General features: G+C 34.9%; 16 protein-coding genes and 1 pseudogene. 2 read left to right on the top strand and 15 right to left on the bottom strand.

The window, feature by feature from the left end; all coding sequences use genetic code 11:
- Positions 1-250: 250 nt before the first annotated feature.
- From tlp to HNQ35_RS05705, 4 genes are all read right to left on the bottom strand, one after another.
- Complete coding sequence (gene tlp / locus HNQ35_RS05720; protein WP_146935865.1) at positions 251-478, bottom strand: small acid-soluble spore protein Tlp; 228 nt, start codon at positions 476-478, stop codon at positions 251-253.
- Between the two features lie 122 nt (positions 479-600).
- A complete protein-coding gene (locus HNQ35_RS05715; protein WP_146935863.1) occupies positions 601-1,170 on the bottom strand; it encodes a TlpA family protein disulfide reductase in 570 nt (189 codons plus the stop codon).
- A gap of 287 nt (positions 1,171-1,457) precedes the next feature.
- The gene (gene acnA, locus HNQ35_RS05710; RefSeq protein ID WP_281284179.1) at positions 1,458-4,160 is read right to left on the bottom strand and encodes an aconitate hydratase AcnA; all 2,703 of its coding nucleotides are present in this window, start codon (positions 4,158-4,160) and stop codon (positions 1,458-1,460) included.
- A gap of 283 nt (positions 4,161-4,443) precedes the next feature.
- The gene (locus HNQ35_RS05705) at positions 4,444-5,526 is read right to left on the bottom strand and encodes an ATP-binding protein (RefSeq protein WP_246118040.1); all 1,083 of its coding nucleotides are present in this window, start codon (positions 5,524-5,526) and stop codon (positions 4,444-4,446) included.
- 203 nt (positions 5,527-5,729) lie between these two features.
- On the opposite strand from HNQ35_RS05705, the gene HNQ35_RS05700 reads away from it, so the two are divergent.
- Positions 5,730-6,200 (top strand): DUF2621 family protein, encoded by a 471-nt coding sequence (locus HNQ35_RS05700; protein WP_246118039.1) that lies wholly within the window; start codon positions 5,730-5,732, stop codon positions 6,198-6,200.
- A 26-nt stretch (positions 6,201-6,226) separates the two neighbouring features.
- Here the strand turns inward: HNQ35_RS05700 and HNQ35_RS05695 are convergent, their stop codons facing one another.
- The 9 genes and pseudogenes from HNQ35_RS05695 to HNQ35_RS05655 all read right to left on the bottom strand — a co-directional run bounded on the left by HNQ35_RS05695 (position 6,227) and on the right by HNQ35_RS05655 (position 12,581).
- Complete coding sequence (locus tag HNQ35_RS05695) at positions 6,227-6,709, bottom strand: CcdC family protein (protein ID WP_146935858.1); 483 nt, start codon at positions 6,707-6,709, stop codon at positions 6,227-6,229.
- A 31-nt stretch (positions 6,710-6,740) separates the two neighbouring features.
- A pseudogene (locus tag HNQ35_RS05690) lies at positions 6,741-7,102 on the bottom strand (response regulator).
- 27 nt (positions 7,103-7,129) lie between these two features.
- Positions 7,130-7,570 carry a Na(+)/H(+) antiporter subunit B gene (locus tag HNQ35_RS05685; protein ID WP_146935856.1) on the bottom strand — a complete coding sequence of 147 codons (441 nt, stop codon included), beginning with the start codon at positions 7,568-7,570 and terminating at the stop codon, positions 7,130-7,132.
- A gap of 126 nt (positions 7,571-7,696) precedes the next feature.
- Entirely contained in the window at positions 7,697-8,401 is a 705-nt protein-coding gene (locus tag HNQ35_RS05680; RefSeq protein WP_146935854.1) for a cytochrome c biogenesis CcdA family protein, read from the bottom strand.
- Between the two features lie 212 nt (positions 8,402-8,613).
- Positions 8,614-8,835, bottom strand: coding sequence for a YneF family protein (locus HNQ35_RS05675; protein WP_146935852.1), 222 nt, complete (start codon positions 8,833-8,835; stop codon positions 8,614-8,616).
- A 51-nt stretch (positions 8,836-8,886) separates the two neighbouring features.
- Positions 8,887-9,342 carry a sporulation inhibitor of replication protein SirA gene (gene sirA, locus HNQ35_RS05670; RefSeq protein ID WP_146935850.1) on the bottom strand — a complete coding sequence of 152 codons (456 nt, stop codon included), beginning with the start codon at positions 9,340-9,342 and terminating at the stop codon, positions 8,887-8,889.
- Positions 9,343-9,468: 126 nt separating this feature from the next.
- Positions 9,469-11,472, bottom strand: a complete 2,004-nt coding sequence (tkt, locus tag HNQ35_RS05665; RefSeq protein WP_146935848.1) for a transketolase — start codon at positions 11,470-11,472, stop codon at positions 9,469-9,471.
- A 131-nt stretch (positions 11,473-11,603) separates the two neighbouring features.
- Positions 11,604-11,837: a DUF896 domain-containing protein gene (locus HNQ35_RS05660; protein ID WP_146935847.1), complete on the bottom strand. Its 234-nt coding sequence runs from the start codon at positions 11,835-11,837 to the stop codon at positions 11,604-11,606.
- Between the two features lie 105 nt (positions 11,838-11,942).
- On the bottom strand, positions 11,943-12,581 hold the full coding sequence (locus tag HNQ35_RS05655) for a YneB family resolvase-like protein (RefSeq protein WP_146935845.1): 639 nt from the start codon (positions 12,579-12,581) through the stop codon (positions 11,943-11,945).
- A gap of 403 nt (positions 12,582-12,984) precedes the next feature.
- Between HNQ35_RS05655 and lexA the strand changes: the two genes are divergently transcribed.
- Positions 12,985-13,608 (top strand): transcriptional repressor LexA, encoded by a 624-nt coding sequence (gene lexA / locus HNQ35_RS05650; RefSeq protein ID WP_146935843.1) that lies wholly within the window; start codon positions 12,985-12,987, stop codon positions 13,606-13,608.
- A gap of 30 nt (positions 13,609-13,638) precedes the next feature.
- On the opposite strand, the gene HNQ35_RS05645 is transcribed toward lexA, so the two are convergent.
- Together HNQ35_RS05645 and hflX are read right to left on the bottom strand one after the other, a co-directional pair.
- Positions 13,639-14,889 (bottom strand): methionine gamma-lyase family protein, encoded by a 1,251-nt coding sequence (locus tag HNQ35_RS05645; RefSeq protein WP_146935842.1) that lies wholly within the window; start codon positions 14,887-14,889, stop codon positions 13,639-13,641.
- The gene (hflX, locus tag HNQ35_RS05640; protein ID WP_146935840.1) at positions 14,886-16,130 is read right to left on the bottom strand and encodes a GTPase HflX; all 1,245 of its coding nucleotides are present in this window, start codon (positions 16,128-16,130) and stop codon (positions 14,886-14,888) included. The genes HNQ35_RS05645 and hflX overlap by 4 nt, the downstream gene beginning before the upstream one ends.
- Positions 16,131-16,167 lie beyond the last annotated feature (37 nt).

Below are 16,167 nucleotides of genomic sequence, written 5' to 3'. Positions count from 1 at the left end.
CTCACTTAAGCCATTTAAAAGTAGTTTATCATATTCAATTCATTGGAATCAATGTCATAACAAATGGCTTTGTAAGAAGATTTACTGAAGTAGGAATCATGTTCTATCGCTGTATATATAGTAAAATAAACGATTCATGATAAAAAATATGTTAAGACTTCGTTATGAATTAAAAGAGTCCAGTTCTATAATGAACTGAACTCTTTTTTCTAATTTGGCTATTAGCACGGATATGTTCTCAATGATACATTTACTGATCTCTATCATGCTCATATTCGTCTTTTATTTCTTCACGCATTCCTTTTATCGCTTGTTTTCGACGCGCATTTTTTGCCATAATTTGTTCTCTCTCCTCACCCGTTACATTTTCTAATGTTTCTTTCGATGCATGAATATTTTCGATTGTGTCATGTACCATTTGTTGTAACTTCTCAACATTATCAGAGCGATCATCTGGTTTTGGGCGCTTATCATTCATCATTAAATCCTCCTTTAAGATGTTGATACATGTATACTTTATCCTTAAATTTAATCGTTATTCATTGGAGATAACACATATAGAAAAGCATCGTCTAAGACGAGACGATGCTTTTTTAACATTCATTTCAGTTTGTTCTTAATATCAACCATTTCATCAAACGTCATTGGCCCAATTTTTCGTTCAAGTTGGATTTTTCCATCGGTCCCGATAAAGTACGTTGTAGGCAACGCTAATGCTTTATATATATCGCCGCCTATTTTCGAATCATCATCAATTAAGATGGGAAATGTAAAACCATTTTCTTCTACAAATTTTTTTGCGTTATCTGGGTTTTTTTCAGCAGTGTTAACAGCTAATATGACGATTTCTTCATGGTATGCTTCATAAAAGGATTGCATTTCTGGCATTTCCTTTTTACATGGTGGACACCAAGAGGCCCAAAAGTTCAATATAACTTTTTGTCCTTCTAAATCAGATAATCTAATCTTTTCCCCTTCTAGTGTAGATAGTTCAAAATCTGGTGCTTGCTCCCCGACAGCAATACCTGCTGCTTCTTCAGGCATAATGACGCCACCTTGATCCATTTGATTATTTGATGAAGTTGGATCATCGTTTTTTATAAAAGCATTATAGGCAAAAATACCACCTAACACAAGTAGTAGTATGACACCAAAGATGCGTTTATTCATTCTATGAACTCCCTTATCTAAATTAATCTATAACCTATTTTACGCGATTATTTTAGAGAGTAAAGTATTTGCGACTTTGTTCATGAAACTGTCGAAAAAATAAAGCGCTATAACGAGCTTCAAAATAATAAATAAATATTATATTGATAAGTTTAAGTTTTGAAAAACTATAAAGAATGAAAAAGCGGTCTTAGCTCTTTAAATAATAGATCTAAGACCACTTAAATTATGTTGATGTTCACTCTGTTTACTCTAACACGTGAGAGTCACTTAGCGTTAAGCTCGTTTTACTTATTTAACTTTTGACGTAATACCATTTGTAGGATTCCACCATGACGGTAGTAATCGATTTCTACACTACTATCGAAGCGTACAATTGCTTTAAATGTCGTTTCCTTTCCATTTTCATCAACGGCTGTGACGTTAACAAGATCATGTGGTTTAACATTTTCATCAATTTCAACGTTAAATATTTCTTTACCTGTTAAGCCTAATTTATCAGCGTTTTGACCTTTTTCAAATTGTAGTGGTAACACGCCCATCATAACTAAGTTTGAACGGTGGATACGCTCATAACTTTCGGCAATAACTGTTTTGACACCGAGTAAGTTCGTACCTTTAGCAGCCCAGTCACGAGATGAACCCATTCCATAATCTTTACCAGCAAGTACAACTAAGCCTGTGTCATCTTCTTTGTACTTCATAGCTGCATCATAAATTGGCATGACTTCTTCTGTTGGCCAATAAGTTGTATAACCGCCTTCTGTTCCTGGTGCAATTTGATTACGAATACGGATATTCGCAAATGTTCCTCGCATCATGACTTCATGGTTTCCACGACGTGAACCATATGAGTTAAAGTTACGTGGTGTCACACCTTTTTCTTGTAAATATTTCCCTGCTGGCATATCTTTTGCAATTGCACCAGCTGGTGAAATATGGTCAGTTGTTACAGAGTCGCCGAATTTACCAAGTACACGTAGGCCTGTTAATGGCTCAACTTTACCAGCTTCTTTTGATAACCCTTCAAAGAATGGCGGATTTTGAATATAAGTTGATTCGCTATCCCACTCAAATAGTGGTTCATCTGTCGTTTCGATTTCATTCCACTTCTCATTACTATCGAAAACTGTTTCATATTCTTTGCGGAAAATCTCTGGTACAACTACGGATTCGACAGCCTCTTTAATATCTTGCATGGATGGCCATATATCCTTTAAGTACACATCTTCTCCGTCTGCATTTTTACCGAGTGGATCTTCTGTTAAGTTAATATCAACTGTACCTGCTAATGCATAAGCAACGACTAGTGGTGGCGATGCTAAGTAGTTAGCTTTTACGTGTTGGTGAATACGCCCTTCAAAGTTACGGTTACCTGAAAGTACGGATGCAACTGTTAAGTCATTTTCTTGGATGGCTCGTTCAATCTCAGGACGTAATGGTCCAGAGTTACCAATACAAGTTGTACATCCATAACCAACTGTATTAAATCCGAGTTCATCTAAGTACTTTGTAAGTCCAGCGTCTTCTAAATAACGTGTAACAACTTTTGAACCAGGCGCTAATGATGTTTTAACATATGTCGGTACTTGTAATCCTTTTTCTACCGCATTTTTAGCTAGCAAGCCTGCTCCGAGCATAACATATGGATTGGAAGTATTTGTACATGATGTGATAGCTGCAATTGCTACAGATCCTGTTTTCATAACAGATGTGCTACCATCTGGATGATTAATTGTTACTTCCTTTTCAAATTCTGATTCATCTAAACCAAAGCCTTGATTGCCTAGTGGAGCGGTAATCGCTTTATTAAATTCTTCTTTCATTTTTGTTAAAGGAATTAAATCTTGCGGGCGTTTTGGTCCAGATAAGTTTGGTTCTAATTCAGAAAGGTTGATTTCTACAACTTCTGTATATTCAGGCTCCTCATGGTCTGGTGAATACCATAAATCGTTTGTTTTACAGTATGTTTCAACTAACTTAATTTGTTCCTCACTACGGCCTGTTAAGCGTAAATAATTCAACACTTCCTCATCAACAGGGAAGAATCCGCATGTTGCACCGTACTCTGGTGCCATATTAGAGATTGTAGCCCTGTCAGCTAAAGGCATATCACTTAAACTAGGTCCAAAGAATTCAACAAATTTACCAACAACATTTTTCTCACGAAGAACTTGTGTTACTTTTAGTGCTAAGTCAGTAGCTGTTGTTCCTTGTGGAAATTCTCCTGTGAACTTAACACCAATGACATCCGGTGCCGGGAAATATGATGGTTGTCCTAACATACCAGCTTCTGCCTCAATACCACCAACACCCCATCCTAGAACGCCTAATCCGTTAATCATCGTTGTATGTGAGTCTGTACCGACTAATGTATCTGGATATGCTTCATACTCACCGTTCTCATTTTCAACACCGTGAACAACATTAGCTAAATACTCTAAGTTAACTTGGTGCACGATACCTGTTGCTGGTGGAACCGCACGATAATTATCAAATGCCTTTTGGGCCCAATGTAAGAACTCATAACGTTCAGCATTACGTTTGAATTCTAATTCCATATTTGCTTGTAACGCGTTCGGTGTACCATATTCATCGACTTGTACAGAGTGGTCAATGACAAGATCTACTGGTACTTCAGGATTAATACTATCTGGCTTGCCTCCCATATCAACCATTGCTTTACGTAATGAAGCAAGGTCAACTACAGCTGGTACACCTGTAAAGTCTTGTAAAATAACTCGGGATGGTTTGAATGGAACATCGACTGTACTTCCATCACTTTGACCCCATTTTGCTAAACTTTCTACATGTTGATCATCAATCACGTGGCCATCATATTGTCTGAGCAATGATTCTAGTAATACACGAATAGAATAAGGTAAACGAGAAATTTTACCAATATTGGCTTCTTCAAGTGCTTTTAACTTGTAATAGTTATACGTTTTACCATTAAGCTCAAACTGCTTTTTTGCATTGTACTTAGCCATTTTCATTTTCCCCTTTCTTGTTCTCTTTATCAATTACAAACCATAAAAAAGGGAAGAATCGATTTTCTATCTCTTTATTTTAAGAAAATCTTTTCCTTCCTTTACTAAAGCGTAGGAAGTATTCTATCATTAAACACTTCTCTACTTCTATATTAAATCATATATTATGATAAGACAAATGAAACAAGCCTACTACCTGATATTAAAAACTTATTTATCATGATAACTTTTCCTTATATAATATGACATATTTATATGTTGTTAATAATCAATTCAAATATGATTAAAAAACAATACGAAACGTACTCCCTCTATCTTTATTTTGAAATACTAGTAATTTAGCATGATGTCTTTCTAAAATTTGCTTCGTGATGACTAGTCCTAATCCAGTTCCATTATCCTTTGTTGTAAAAAAAGCATCTTCTAAACGATCAATATGTTCTTTGTTAATACCTATACCTTCATCAATAATATCAACAATGATTTGTTTACTTTGTCGTTTTACTAAAATTTTAATTAAGCCTTTATCATCCATTGCTTCTATTGCATTTTTAATTAGGTTGATAAATACTTGTTTTATTTGGGAACGATCACATGTAATCATTATATTTTCTTCGGCAATATGTATTTCTATTGATATTTGTTGTAAGTTCGCTTGTGGTTTAAGTAATTCTACTACTTCATAAAGCATGGAATTGATTGATTCACATTGAACACGATTTGTAGTAGGCTTTGAAATGTAGAGCAATTCTGAGGTGATGAGTTCAATTTTTTCAATCTCATCTATTAATATATTAAAATAAATATCCTTCTGAGCTATTCCAGACTGGATAAGTTGTAAGAAACCTTTAAGTGATGTTAATGGATTCCGAATTTCGTGGACGATTCCAGCCGCTAATTGTCCTGCTATTGCCATTTTTTCAGAATGTGACATCAAACGATGGACTTCTTTACGTTCTGTAATATCTCTAGTAATAGCAATAAAATAGGAGCATTTTCTCTCCTTAATAAAACATTTCATTATACGTGCTTCACACCAGACATAATGACCTTTAGAATGACGAACTCGAATTTCAAATTGTTGAAGATGTTCATCTTTATCTTTATATGCACGTAAGATGCGTTTTGCTTCGTCTTTCGGCAAAAAATATCTCCATGATTTCATCTTAAGCTCTGAATCATTATATCCTAACACTTGTTTATGTGCATCTGATACAAATAACAAATGTCCATCTTGATCCCATATCGATATCACATCATATGTATGACTAATAAGTTCAATCCAATTTATATATGAAAGGTCGTTTCCTTTGCGACTCAAAGTAAGCGCTTTTTCTTTACCTAGTTCATAATGGTGCTCTGACAATTTGTTACCTCCTTTTTTCATTTTAATAAAGGGATAGCTGTTACTTGTTTTTATCTATCATCATTCTCTATAATAATGGTGTAGCGTATTCTTGTTATTATTTCCTTTTTAAAACATTTGTTTATTAGTAATATACTATAATTGAATTAATAAATAAATATATAAATCAAAATATGTATGCAATATAATAAAAGGGTGGTAAAATGTCAGGTATTATGAATTATATACTCATTTTTTGGGGGTTTTTTTTAATTGGGACGATGGCAATCGGTGGCTTCTTCATGTTTCGAAAGTTTTTAAAACAGCTTCCGAAAGCGGATGGAAAGTCCGATATGGATTGGGAAGTATATTATATGAATAAAACAAAACATATGTGGGAGCAACCAGAAATAGATTTCTTGGAAGAACTCGTTTCACCTGTACCAGAACTTTTTAGAGATGTCGCTCGTCACAAAATTGCTAGTAAAATAGGAGAAATCGCACTTAAAAAAAACAAAGATAAAATTAGTCAAGAACTTATAATTGAAGGATATATTGTGGCAACGCCTAAACGGGATCACCGTTTCCTACGTAAGCGACTACGTGAAAAAAATATCGACATCACACCTTATGAGCCTCTTTTTCATATGGCTAAGGAAGATTACGCTCCAAATTGGCAAGAACGATATAAATAAAAATGCGCTTTCTATAGCGCATTTTTTTAATCGAGTGACATTTTTTCATTTAACTTTGTTTCTAACTTTTTATATTTTATAAGCATTGCGATGCGCCATGTAGCAATCATCCCAAAAGCTAATAGAAAAAACATGCCACTCGTTTCTCCAAGTGATACTTTTGTCCCTAAATATGTTTTCGCTAATAATCGAACAGCAAGTAAACCGAATAATATGAAGACAAAAGCCTTGGAAGGTATTAAGTATATCTCATTGTCTTTTATTTCAAATCGAGATGTTTTAATTAAAAAAATAGAAAAGATCATCCCAACAACTAAAGCTTCCAATACTTGAGACCAAGAAACTCTAAAAACAGGAAAGATAAACATGAATGCTCCTGTACTCATAAAAATAGGAGGTAAAATAATTTTTTTAACGGAAGCAGGTTGTTGTGATGCCTTAAGTCGTACGAATATCATCGTTGTAGCCATGAAGGCAGCTACAACCGTACTAGCAATAATCCAAAACATGACAAACCACTCTTTTCAATTCAACGCTTCTTTATATAAATTGTTGAACGGTTTCCAAAACCCTATTTTCATCAAACGGTTTAACGATAAAATCTTTCGCACCTGCTTCAATCGCACTAACGACAACTTTATGTTGACTCATTGCCGAACACATAATGATGACTGCATTTGGATCTTGATTAATTATCTTTTTTGTTGCTTCGACACCATTCATGACCGGCATCGTGATATCCATAAAAACAAGATCAGGGGTTAGCTTTTCATATTATCGAATCGAACAGCCTCTTCACCACCTTCTGCCTCTCCTATTACATGATGATTTTCGTTTTCTAAAATATTAGTGAGTGTTAACCGGATGAATTTCGCATCATCAACGATTAAAATACTCACCATAGATTTCCCCCCCATATTTCCACTACATTATCCTGATGTCGCTTCTCTATCATCGGCTATATTAATAATAATCGTAATCGTTGAACCTAAAACTGTAAAATACACTCCCAAATCAAACAACATTGCTGTTGCAAGTTCAATATCGCCAAATATTGGGACATGTATAGAGCCGAATGTATGTGTTAAAAAAGGAAACCCAAAGAATAATGCACCTAATCCTGTTAAAAGGGCTAATAATAAACCAACAGGAATTAATAAACGAAAATTAATCGGCAACATACTGTTTACTGTATCGCGGCCATATGCCATATATAGGAGAATAACTGAAGCTGATGTGACTAACCCTCCAACAAAGCCACCTCCTGGTGAATTATGACCAGCAAGTAATAAGTATATGGCAAAACCTAATAAAATGAAAGCGATTAATGATGTTGTAGTTCTTAAAATGATATTGTTTGGTTTGTACATACGAAACGTCCCTTTCACAAGTAGTACTAGATTATAGTTTATCATAGTTCAATTGTAATTTGCATTATATAATGGGCACTGTAAAAAGAACAACTCCTACACTGTAGTAGCATGGGAGTTGTATGATTAAAAACCTGAAAAATTAAACAAACTTGAAAGGTAGGAGGTCAGCTTCGTCATCCAATCAAAGAATAAAGCAACTCCCATGAAGATCATGATATAACCACCAATTTTTACTATTTTTTGATTATGTTTTTTAATCCAATTCATCTTCCCAATGAAGAACGACAAGATTAAGAATGGTAAAGAAAAACCGAGTACATAACTTATCATCATGACCATTCCTAATTGAGGTTGGGTAGCTGCCAGAGATAAAACAATCGCTAGTATAGGTCCAGTACATGGTGTCCAGCCGAGTGAAAAGGCCATTCCAATAATAAATGAACCGAAGTAACCGGCTGGCTTATTCTTAAATGTGATTTTTTTATCCTTCATGAGGAATTCAAAATTAAAAATACCAACGATCACAAGACCGAAGAAAATAATTAATAAGGCCCCTATTTGTCTAATAATGTCTTGATATGTTATTAAGAACTCGGAAATAGCAGAAGTTGCAAAACCGAGCATAATAAATATACTTGAGAAACCGAGTAAGAAAAAGATCGTATGTAATAGACTTTTTCGATTTAACATTTTATTGTCATCCGTCAGTTCAGAAACACTCATACCAGTAATATATGATAAAAATGCTGGGTATAAAGGCAAAACACAAGGTGAAATAAATGATAAAAAGCCTGCCCCAAACGCAATAAACACATTAATATCCGCCATTAAAAAACCCCCAAATTTCATAAGCTGTCTATATTTTACCAAATCAATGGTCCTGAAACAAAAAATGAATATGACAATTAAACGACATCTTAGAGTAGTGACTCACTCATTCTTACACAATAGAAATCATAAAACAACAAAAATCACTGATTCATTGTTCATAAATCAGTGATTTTATGTCGATGCTTTATTGAGATCACACTTATGAGTGATTATTTATCCATTTGATTATTCATCGCACGCATCATTTGGTTGATTTTCTTTTGTGACGGTTTTTGTCCCATTTGCATCATTAATGTACGGAGCATTTGCTCGTTGATAGGTGGATTTTCTTTTAAGTACTTCATCATATATTTTCGAGCGATAAAGAATCCGAGAGCAACACCTGCTACGAGTGCTGCAATGACTAGTAATACTACCCAATACCAACTCATTAAAACATTTCCTCCTTCATGTTGTTCCTAGTCCAGTATAGTTGATTCATGCTAGGAATACAATACTTCATTTCGACTTATTTTGTCTTTTTTATCCATAAGCGAAGACATCCAACCGAAATGATGATGTGTATGACTTAAAATAAAGAAATTAAAATCCAATAGACGAAAAATCGGAAACAAGATTGTCTCTGCGTCAGCTAGTGACTGACAATACAATACAATGTATTTCTCAAAGATATACAGTGTAATTGTTTTATCTGATGATGAAATCATAATACTATTTCCTTCATATTGAATCTGATAGTTATTCGATAAGTGCTTGTTAAGCTGTGAATGGACCTTCGTTTGTGAAAAAGAATGAGTGATATAATGAAACTGTTTGACTAAATCATCTCGTTTCGTAGCGTGATATGTTTTAATAAATCTGTATACGATATCACTTTTATAGAAGAAATGTTTAGTAAACGTTTCCTTGATCCAATAAATAGAATATATACGCATCATTGAATCTCCTCCTCTATTATATATTCAATTATATATAATAGAGAAGGAATAAATTGTCAGTAACTGTCTACTCTATTTAACTAATTTTGTCGAAAGATCACGTGTATGTTCTTTCTCTAATAAAGCCTAATTTTCTTTTACTAATCGTTCTACTGTCTCAACAACACGTTCTTTCGTAAATCCAAATTCTTTTATAAGTTTCGTTCCTTCAGCCGATGCACCGAAGCGATCAATTCCTAAAATCTCACCATACGTACCTGTATATCGCTCCCACCCTAAAGTTGAACCCATTTCTATGGCAACCCTTTTTGTGACATCTTTCGGAAGAACCTTATTTCGATATGCTTCATCTTGTGCTTCAAAACGATCCCATGAAGGCATACTTATAACAGATACATCAATGTCCTTTTCTCTTAATAGTTGTTGGGCTTTTAATCCGAGTTGAACTTCAGATCCAGTTGCAATGATTAGGGCATCTGGTTTATCTTTGTTACTCGGTCCAATCACATAGGCACCTCGTTTTACCCCTTCATATGCTATTTCTTTAGTTGAAGGTAGAGTTGGTAAATCTTGACGTGTTAGTACAAGAACTGTCGGTTTATTTTTTGATTCAAGTGCTAAACGCCAAGCTGCTTGTGTTTCATTTCCATCTGCTGGGCGAATAACTGACAAATTCGGCATAGCTCGTAATGAAGCAAGCTGTTCAATCGGTTCATGTGTTGGACCGTCTTCACCAACTGCTATTGAATCATGTGTGAACACATATGTTACTGGTGTATGCATTAAAGCTGACATACGAATAGCAGGACGTAGATAATCACTAAATACAAAAAATGTTCCTCCGAAAACCTTTAAACCTCCATGTAAAGCCATCCCATTTAAGGCAGCACCCATTGCATGTTCACGTACACCAAACCAAACGTTTCTTCCTGCATAATTTTTATAAGAAAAATCGTCTTCATCAACCATCATTGTTTTGTTAGAGCTGGCCAAATCTGCACTTCCACCGAAAAAATATGGAACAGTTTTACTTATTGCATTAATCAATTTGCCGGAAGCCGCGCGTGTTGCTAGTATGTCTTTATTTGTATGAAAGCTCGGCAAGTTTTTATCCCATTTGTCTGGTAGCTCTCCCACAATTGCTCGTTCTAATTCATTTGCTTCTTTTGGGAACTTTTCTTTATACGCTTTAAATAATTGATTCCAACTTTCTTCAAGCTTTTTGCCTTTTTCAACCACTTTTTTGTTAAAATCATCATAAACCGTTTGTGGCACTTCAAACGGCTCATGTTCCCAGCCGTAATATGATTTTGTTAACTCGACTTCTTCAGCACCTAAAGGTGATCCGTGTGATTGAGAAGAACCCGCTTTATTTGGAGAACCGTAACCAATCACAGTTTTAACTTCAATTAATGTAGGTTGTTCTTTATTCTGTTTTGCTAATTGAAGAGCTTCACGTATCGCTTCAAGATCATTTCCATCTTCAACTCGTAAAACTTGCCAACCATATGATTCGAAGCGTTTAGAAGTATCTTCCGAGAATGCTTGGTTTAATTCACCGTCTAATGAAATGTCATTAGAATCGTATAAAGCAATGAGCTTATGCAATTTTAAGTGTCCTGCTAAAGATGCTGCTTCATGAGATATTCCTTCCATTAAATCGCCATCACTCACAAGAGCATATGTATAATGATCAATAATTGAAAAATCTTTTTTATTATATTTTCCAGCTAAATGAGCTTCTGCCATAGCCATACCGACCGACATGGCAATCCCTTGTCCTAAAGGTCCTGTCGTTGCTTCTACCCCGTCTGTATCTAACACTTCTGGGTGACCAGGTGTATTCGATTGCCATTGACGAAAGTTTTTCAAGTCATCAATTGTAACTTGATAGCCAGAAAGATGAAGTAAAGAATACAATAACGCTGAACCATGTCCAGCCGATAACACAAAACGATCACGATTAAACCATGAAGCATTTTTTGGATTATGATTCATGAAATCAGTCCAGAGCACATAAGCCATTGGAGCCGCACCCATCGGTAGGCCTGGGTGACCAGAATTTGCTTTTTCGATAGCATCGATTGAAAGTGTACGTAACGCATTTACAGATTGTTTTTCGATGTCCATTAGATAAACCCCTTTCTAGTACGATAATAACCTTGTATCCTTCATATTATAATGAATTCGAATATACGACAAGTATTAATAAGTGACGAAAGCTATAACACGAATGGTTTTAACAATTCAATGAATTTTCTTTAATGTTTGCGACTACGTTCTTGTAGGTCACGAACTTTTTGTGGTGTGACATCCTTTCCTTCTGGATCGATAATGGTCATTGATTTCAGTTGGTTTTTAAACGATTGACGAATATTTTGGAGATATTCTTTTCTTAATTTTTGTTGTTCTGTCTTCTCTATCTTTGTTAAACCTTCTTTCTTTTCCTTTCTTGCTAACTCATTTATTCGATCAATTTTATTTTTGTCTAACATTTATATCACCTCATTCATAAGGACATTCATTTATTTAGATTATGATAAAAAAACAAGAGTATAGTAACTCTTGCTTTTTTATCATACGCGTATCTACTTATCGATTCAAGTCTTTCGATATTCTTGATATCTTCGGTGGACGGTCGCCTTAGACACATTATAACCTAAACCTTTTAAAGTATGAGCAATTTCTTCAAAAGTTAATTTCTTCTCACGTAATTTGATGACTTCTTCTATCGGGAATTCTTTACGCTCACGTCCAGGAGCTTTATTACGATTAGAAAGGTTCTTTTCTGGATGAAATCCATTGGCAATCGCTCGTTTCATACCACGCTTAATTTTAGCATTGTGAATTTGTCTTTGATATTCTTCTACAATACTAACAATTTGTAAAACCATCGAATCAGCTTCAGAGACTTCTAATTTTCCATTATGCATGACAGTGTAAACAGTGACGTTTAATTTATTCAATTGGTGTAATAATGCAATCTTTGTATTTCCACGTCCTAAACGTGTTTCATCTTGAACAAGAAGACAATCTGCTTTCTTATCGGAAAATAATTGTAAAATATATAATATGCCTTCCCGTTCAATATCATAACCACTGGCTTTTTCTTTAATAAGATCAATAACGTTAAAGCCGAGTTGTTTAGCTAACTCAGTTAACTCCTGTTCCTGCCTCATTAAAGATGTCTCTTGAGCCTTTTTATCTGTGCTCACACGACAATAAATAATAGCTTTCATTGATAATCCCCTTAGAAAATAACTCATTACTTCTAAGCATAAAATTCTATCGAAGTAAAATGTATACCACAACCATCATTTATTACTTATGTTTATTTCTCTACACATATATCATTATATCATAGTGTTCGAACTGTCTATTTAACTTAAGAGAATATGATTACGCTGTGATTAAAGAGAAATATAAAAAGATTAAAGAAATAATGAACATAATAACATAAATCAAATCTGTTCTAAATAATTTTTCAAACATATTTCTCACTCCTTCTCATAAGAACTTATGTTCCATTATGATTATACCAGAACAATCGTTCCTGTCAATAGATTTTAGAACGAATGTTTGCTTTCATACTTATAAAATGATAGACTATTGATAAATCTATATGAGTGAGGTGGATAGATAATGACTAAAATGTCAAAGAGACAATCCGCTATTTTAAATTTTATTAAAAGCGAAGTACAAACAAAGGGATACCCACCTTCTGTACGGGAAATTGCTAAGGCTGTAGGTCTTGCTTCAAGTTCAACTGTTCACGGTCATCTTTCACGTTTAGAAAAAAAAGGCTATATTCGTAGAGATCCAACTAAGCCACGTGCTATAGAGATATTAGATCAATCAGCGGATAATCAAATTCCAAAAGACAAAGCTCGTTATGCACCAGTTATTGGTAAAGTAACGGCTGGATTACCGATTACAGCTATCGAAAATGTTGAGGAGTTTGTACCTGTTCCGAATTCTGCTGCAAGTCCAGATGATCAATTATTTATATTGATTATTGATGGTGATAGTATGATTGAGGCAGGTATTTTGGATGGGGACCATGTGATTGTGAAACAACAAAACACTGCTGAAAACGGTGAAATTGTCGTGGCTATGACCGAAGATCATGAAGCTACTGTCAAACGATTCTATAAAGAAAAAGATCATATTCGTCTACAACCTGAAAATGCCTCCATGAAACCACTTATTTTTGAAAATGTATCTATTTTAGGAAAAGTCATCGGGCTGTATCGACAAATCCAATAAAAAATCCGCCCTTCATCGTAGGGCGGATTTCTAATTAAATGGATTGACATAGCCTTTCTCAAGCATATGTTTTACTGCGTCAATAATGGCAATTTTAACATGATGGTAAGTAAGTCCTCCTTGAACATAAGCTGTATAAGGTGGACGGACAGGACCATCAGCTGACAATTCAATACTTGAACCTTGAATAAATGTACCAGCAGCCATGATGACTTCATCATCATATCCAGGCATTTCACTTGGCACAGGTAAGACATAGGCATCAACAGGTGAATTTTTTTGGATCATTTGACAAAAAGCAATCATTTGTTCACTTGTATCAAAAGTGACAGATTGGATTAAGTCTGTACGTTGTGCTTTAAAATTAGGTGTTGTTTCAAATCCCATAAGCTCGAGAAAGCGAGATGTAAACACAGCTCCTTTTAACGCTTCCCCAACAACATGTGGGGCTAAAAAGAACCCTTGAAACATTTCTTGAAGCATATTAAAAGTCGCTCCCATCTCGTCACCTAAACCAGGAGCTGTTAAGCGATTAGCACATTGTTCGACCCATTTTTCTTTTCCTACAATATAACCTCCAGAACGTACAATACCACCACCAGGATTTTTAATTAATGATCCGGCCATTAAATCAACTCCCACATGAGTTGGCTCAAGTTTTTCCGCAAACTCACCATAACAATTATCAACAAAGACGATAAGCTCAGGATTAATTTCTTTAACAAACCGAGTCATTTCTTCAATTTCTTTCACTAAGAAAGAAGGGCGATTATCATATCCTTTAGAGCGTTGAATACCAATGACACGTGTTCGATCATGGATTGCTTGCTTAATACCTTCATAATCAATCGTTCCATCAGCTTTTAACGGAACTTCATTATAATGGATGCCAAACTCTTTTAATGAACCTGAAAAGTGTTCGGTCGATGTTCCGATAACACCTTCTAACGTATCATATGGTTTGCCAGTAATATATAATAATTCATCACCTGGACGTAATACACCGAAAAGCGCTGTTGATATCGCATGTGTACCCGATACGAAATGTGGTCTTACGATAGCACTTTCTGCACCAAATACATCGGCATATACTTGATCTAGAACTTCACGCCCCATATCATTATAACCATAGCCGCTTGTCGATTGAAAATGACTGTCACTCACTCTATTATTGCGAAAGGCTTCTAAGACGCGTCTTTGATTATATTCAACAATTTCATTTATTTCATGATGTTTTTCTTGAATATCTTTTTCTGCTTGGGCTACTATTGTTTCTATCATGTTTTCGTATCTCCTTTGATTCTATTTAGTGGAGAATCTTCACGCATATAGCCAGATAGAATATATTCGTTACTCTGTTCGTTAAATTGTTTCTCCACAACGATCGTTTCATGTAAAATCCGATTTAATAACGAACCTTGATCAGGTTCTAATGCTATTGTAAATGGTTCCCAAATTTGTTTCAAGACAGCTTCTATTTTTAACAATAAATTCTTTAGATCTTCTGATTCATATGCACTAATTATAATGGCAGGCTGTGCCATCGGTATCAAATCTTCTGTGAATTTATCTTTTTTATTGTAAACAGTTAATACTGGGATCTGTTCAGCACCTAACTTTTTCAAATGTAGGTGAACAGTATCTTGATGTTGTTCCATATTAGGATGTGATCCATCGATAACGTGTAAAATAAAGTCAGCTTCCGTAACTTCCTCCAATGTAGACTGGAATGCTGCAATTAAAGTAGTAGGTAAATCCTGAATAAAGCCAACCGTATCCGTCACTAATGCGTTCATACCCGATGGCAATCTAATTTGCCGAGTAAGAGGATCTAAAGTGGCAAATAGTTTATCTTCCTGTAAAGAAGCACTATCTGTTAATTGATTAAACAGCGTCGATTTTCCAGCATTCGTATATCCTACAATCGCTATTTGAAATACATCATTTCTTTTTCTTCGCTGACGATAGAGATGACGTTGTTTATCCGCAAGTGTTAAACGCCTCTTTATATCGTGAATACGTTGTCGAATATAACGTTGGTCTGTTTCTAGCTTTGTTTCTCCTGGGCCCCTTGTGCCTATCCCCCCACCTAGTCGCGACAGTTGAATTCCTCTTCCACGTAAACGGGGTAAATTATACTCAAGCTGAGCTAATTCAACTTGTAATTTACCTTCCTTCGTTTTCGCACGACTAGCAAAAATATCAAGTATTAACTGACTGCGATCAATTACCCGAACATTAAAATGACCTTCTAAATTACGTAATTGACCGGGAGAAAGCTCATCATTCGAAATAACAAGATCAATTTCATGTGCTTCAATTTCACGCTTAATTTCTTGAATTTTTCCCGTTCCAATATAAAAGGCTGGATGTATATGATTTCGATTTTGTGTCATCACTTGCTTAACGACCCCACCAGCCGTATCAGTAAGTGAAACCAATTCTTCTAAGGATGAATTAAATTGCTCTAATGGCTGTTCTTGTTGTTTAACTGCAATAATAATTACTTTCTCTTTGGTCATATCTTAACCTCTTCTTTCTATATCCATTAAACTGATG

Source organism: Cerasibacillus quisquiliarum, from assembly GCF_014202495.1.
GTDB classification, from domain to species: Bacteria; Bacillota; Bacilli; order Bacillales; family Amphibacillaceae; genus Cerasibacillus; species Cerasibacillus quisquiliarum.
Note: the sequence above shows the minus strand (reverse complement) of the source record. Positions and strands in the feature narration are given on the sequence as shown.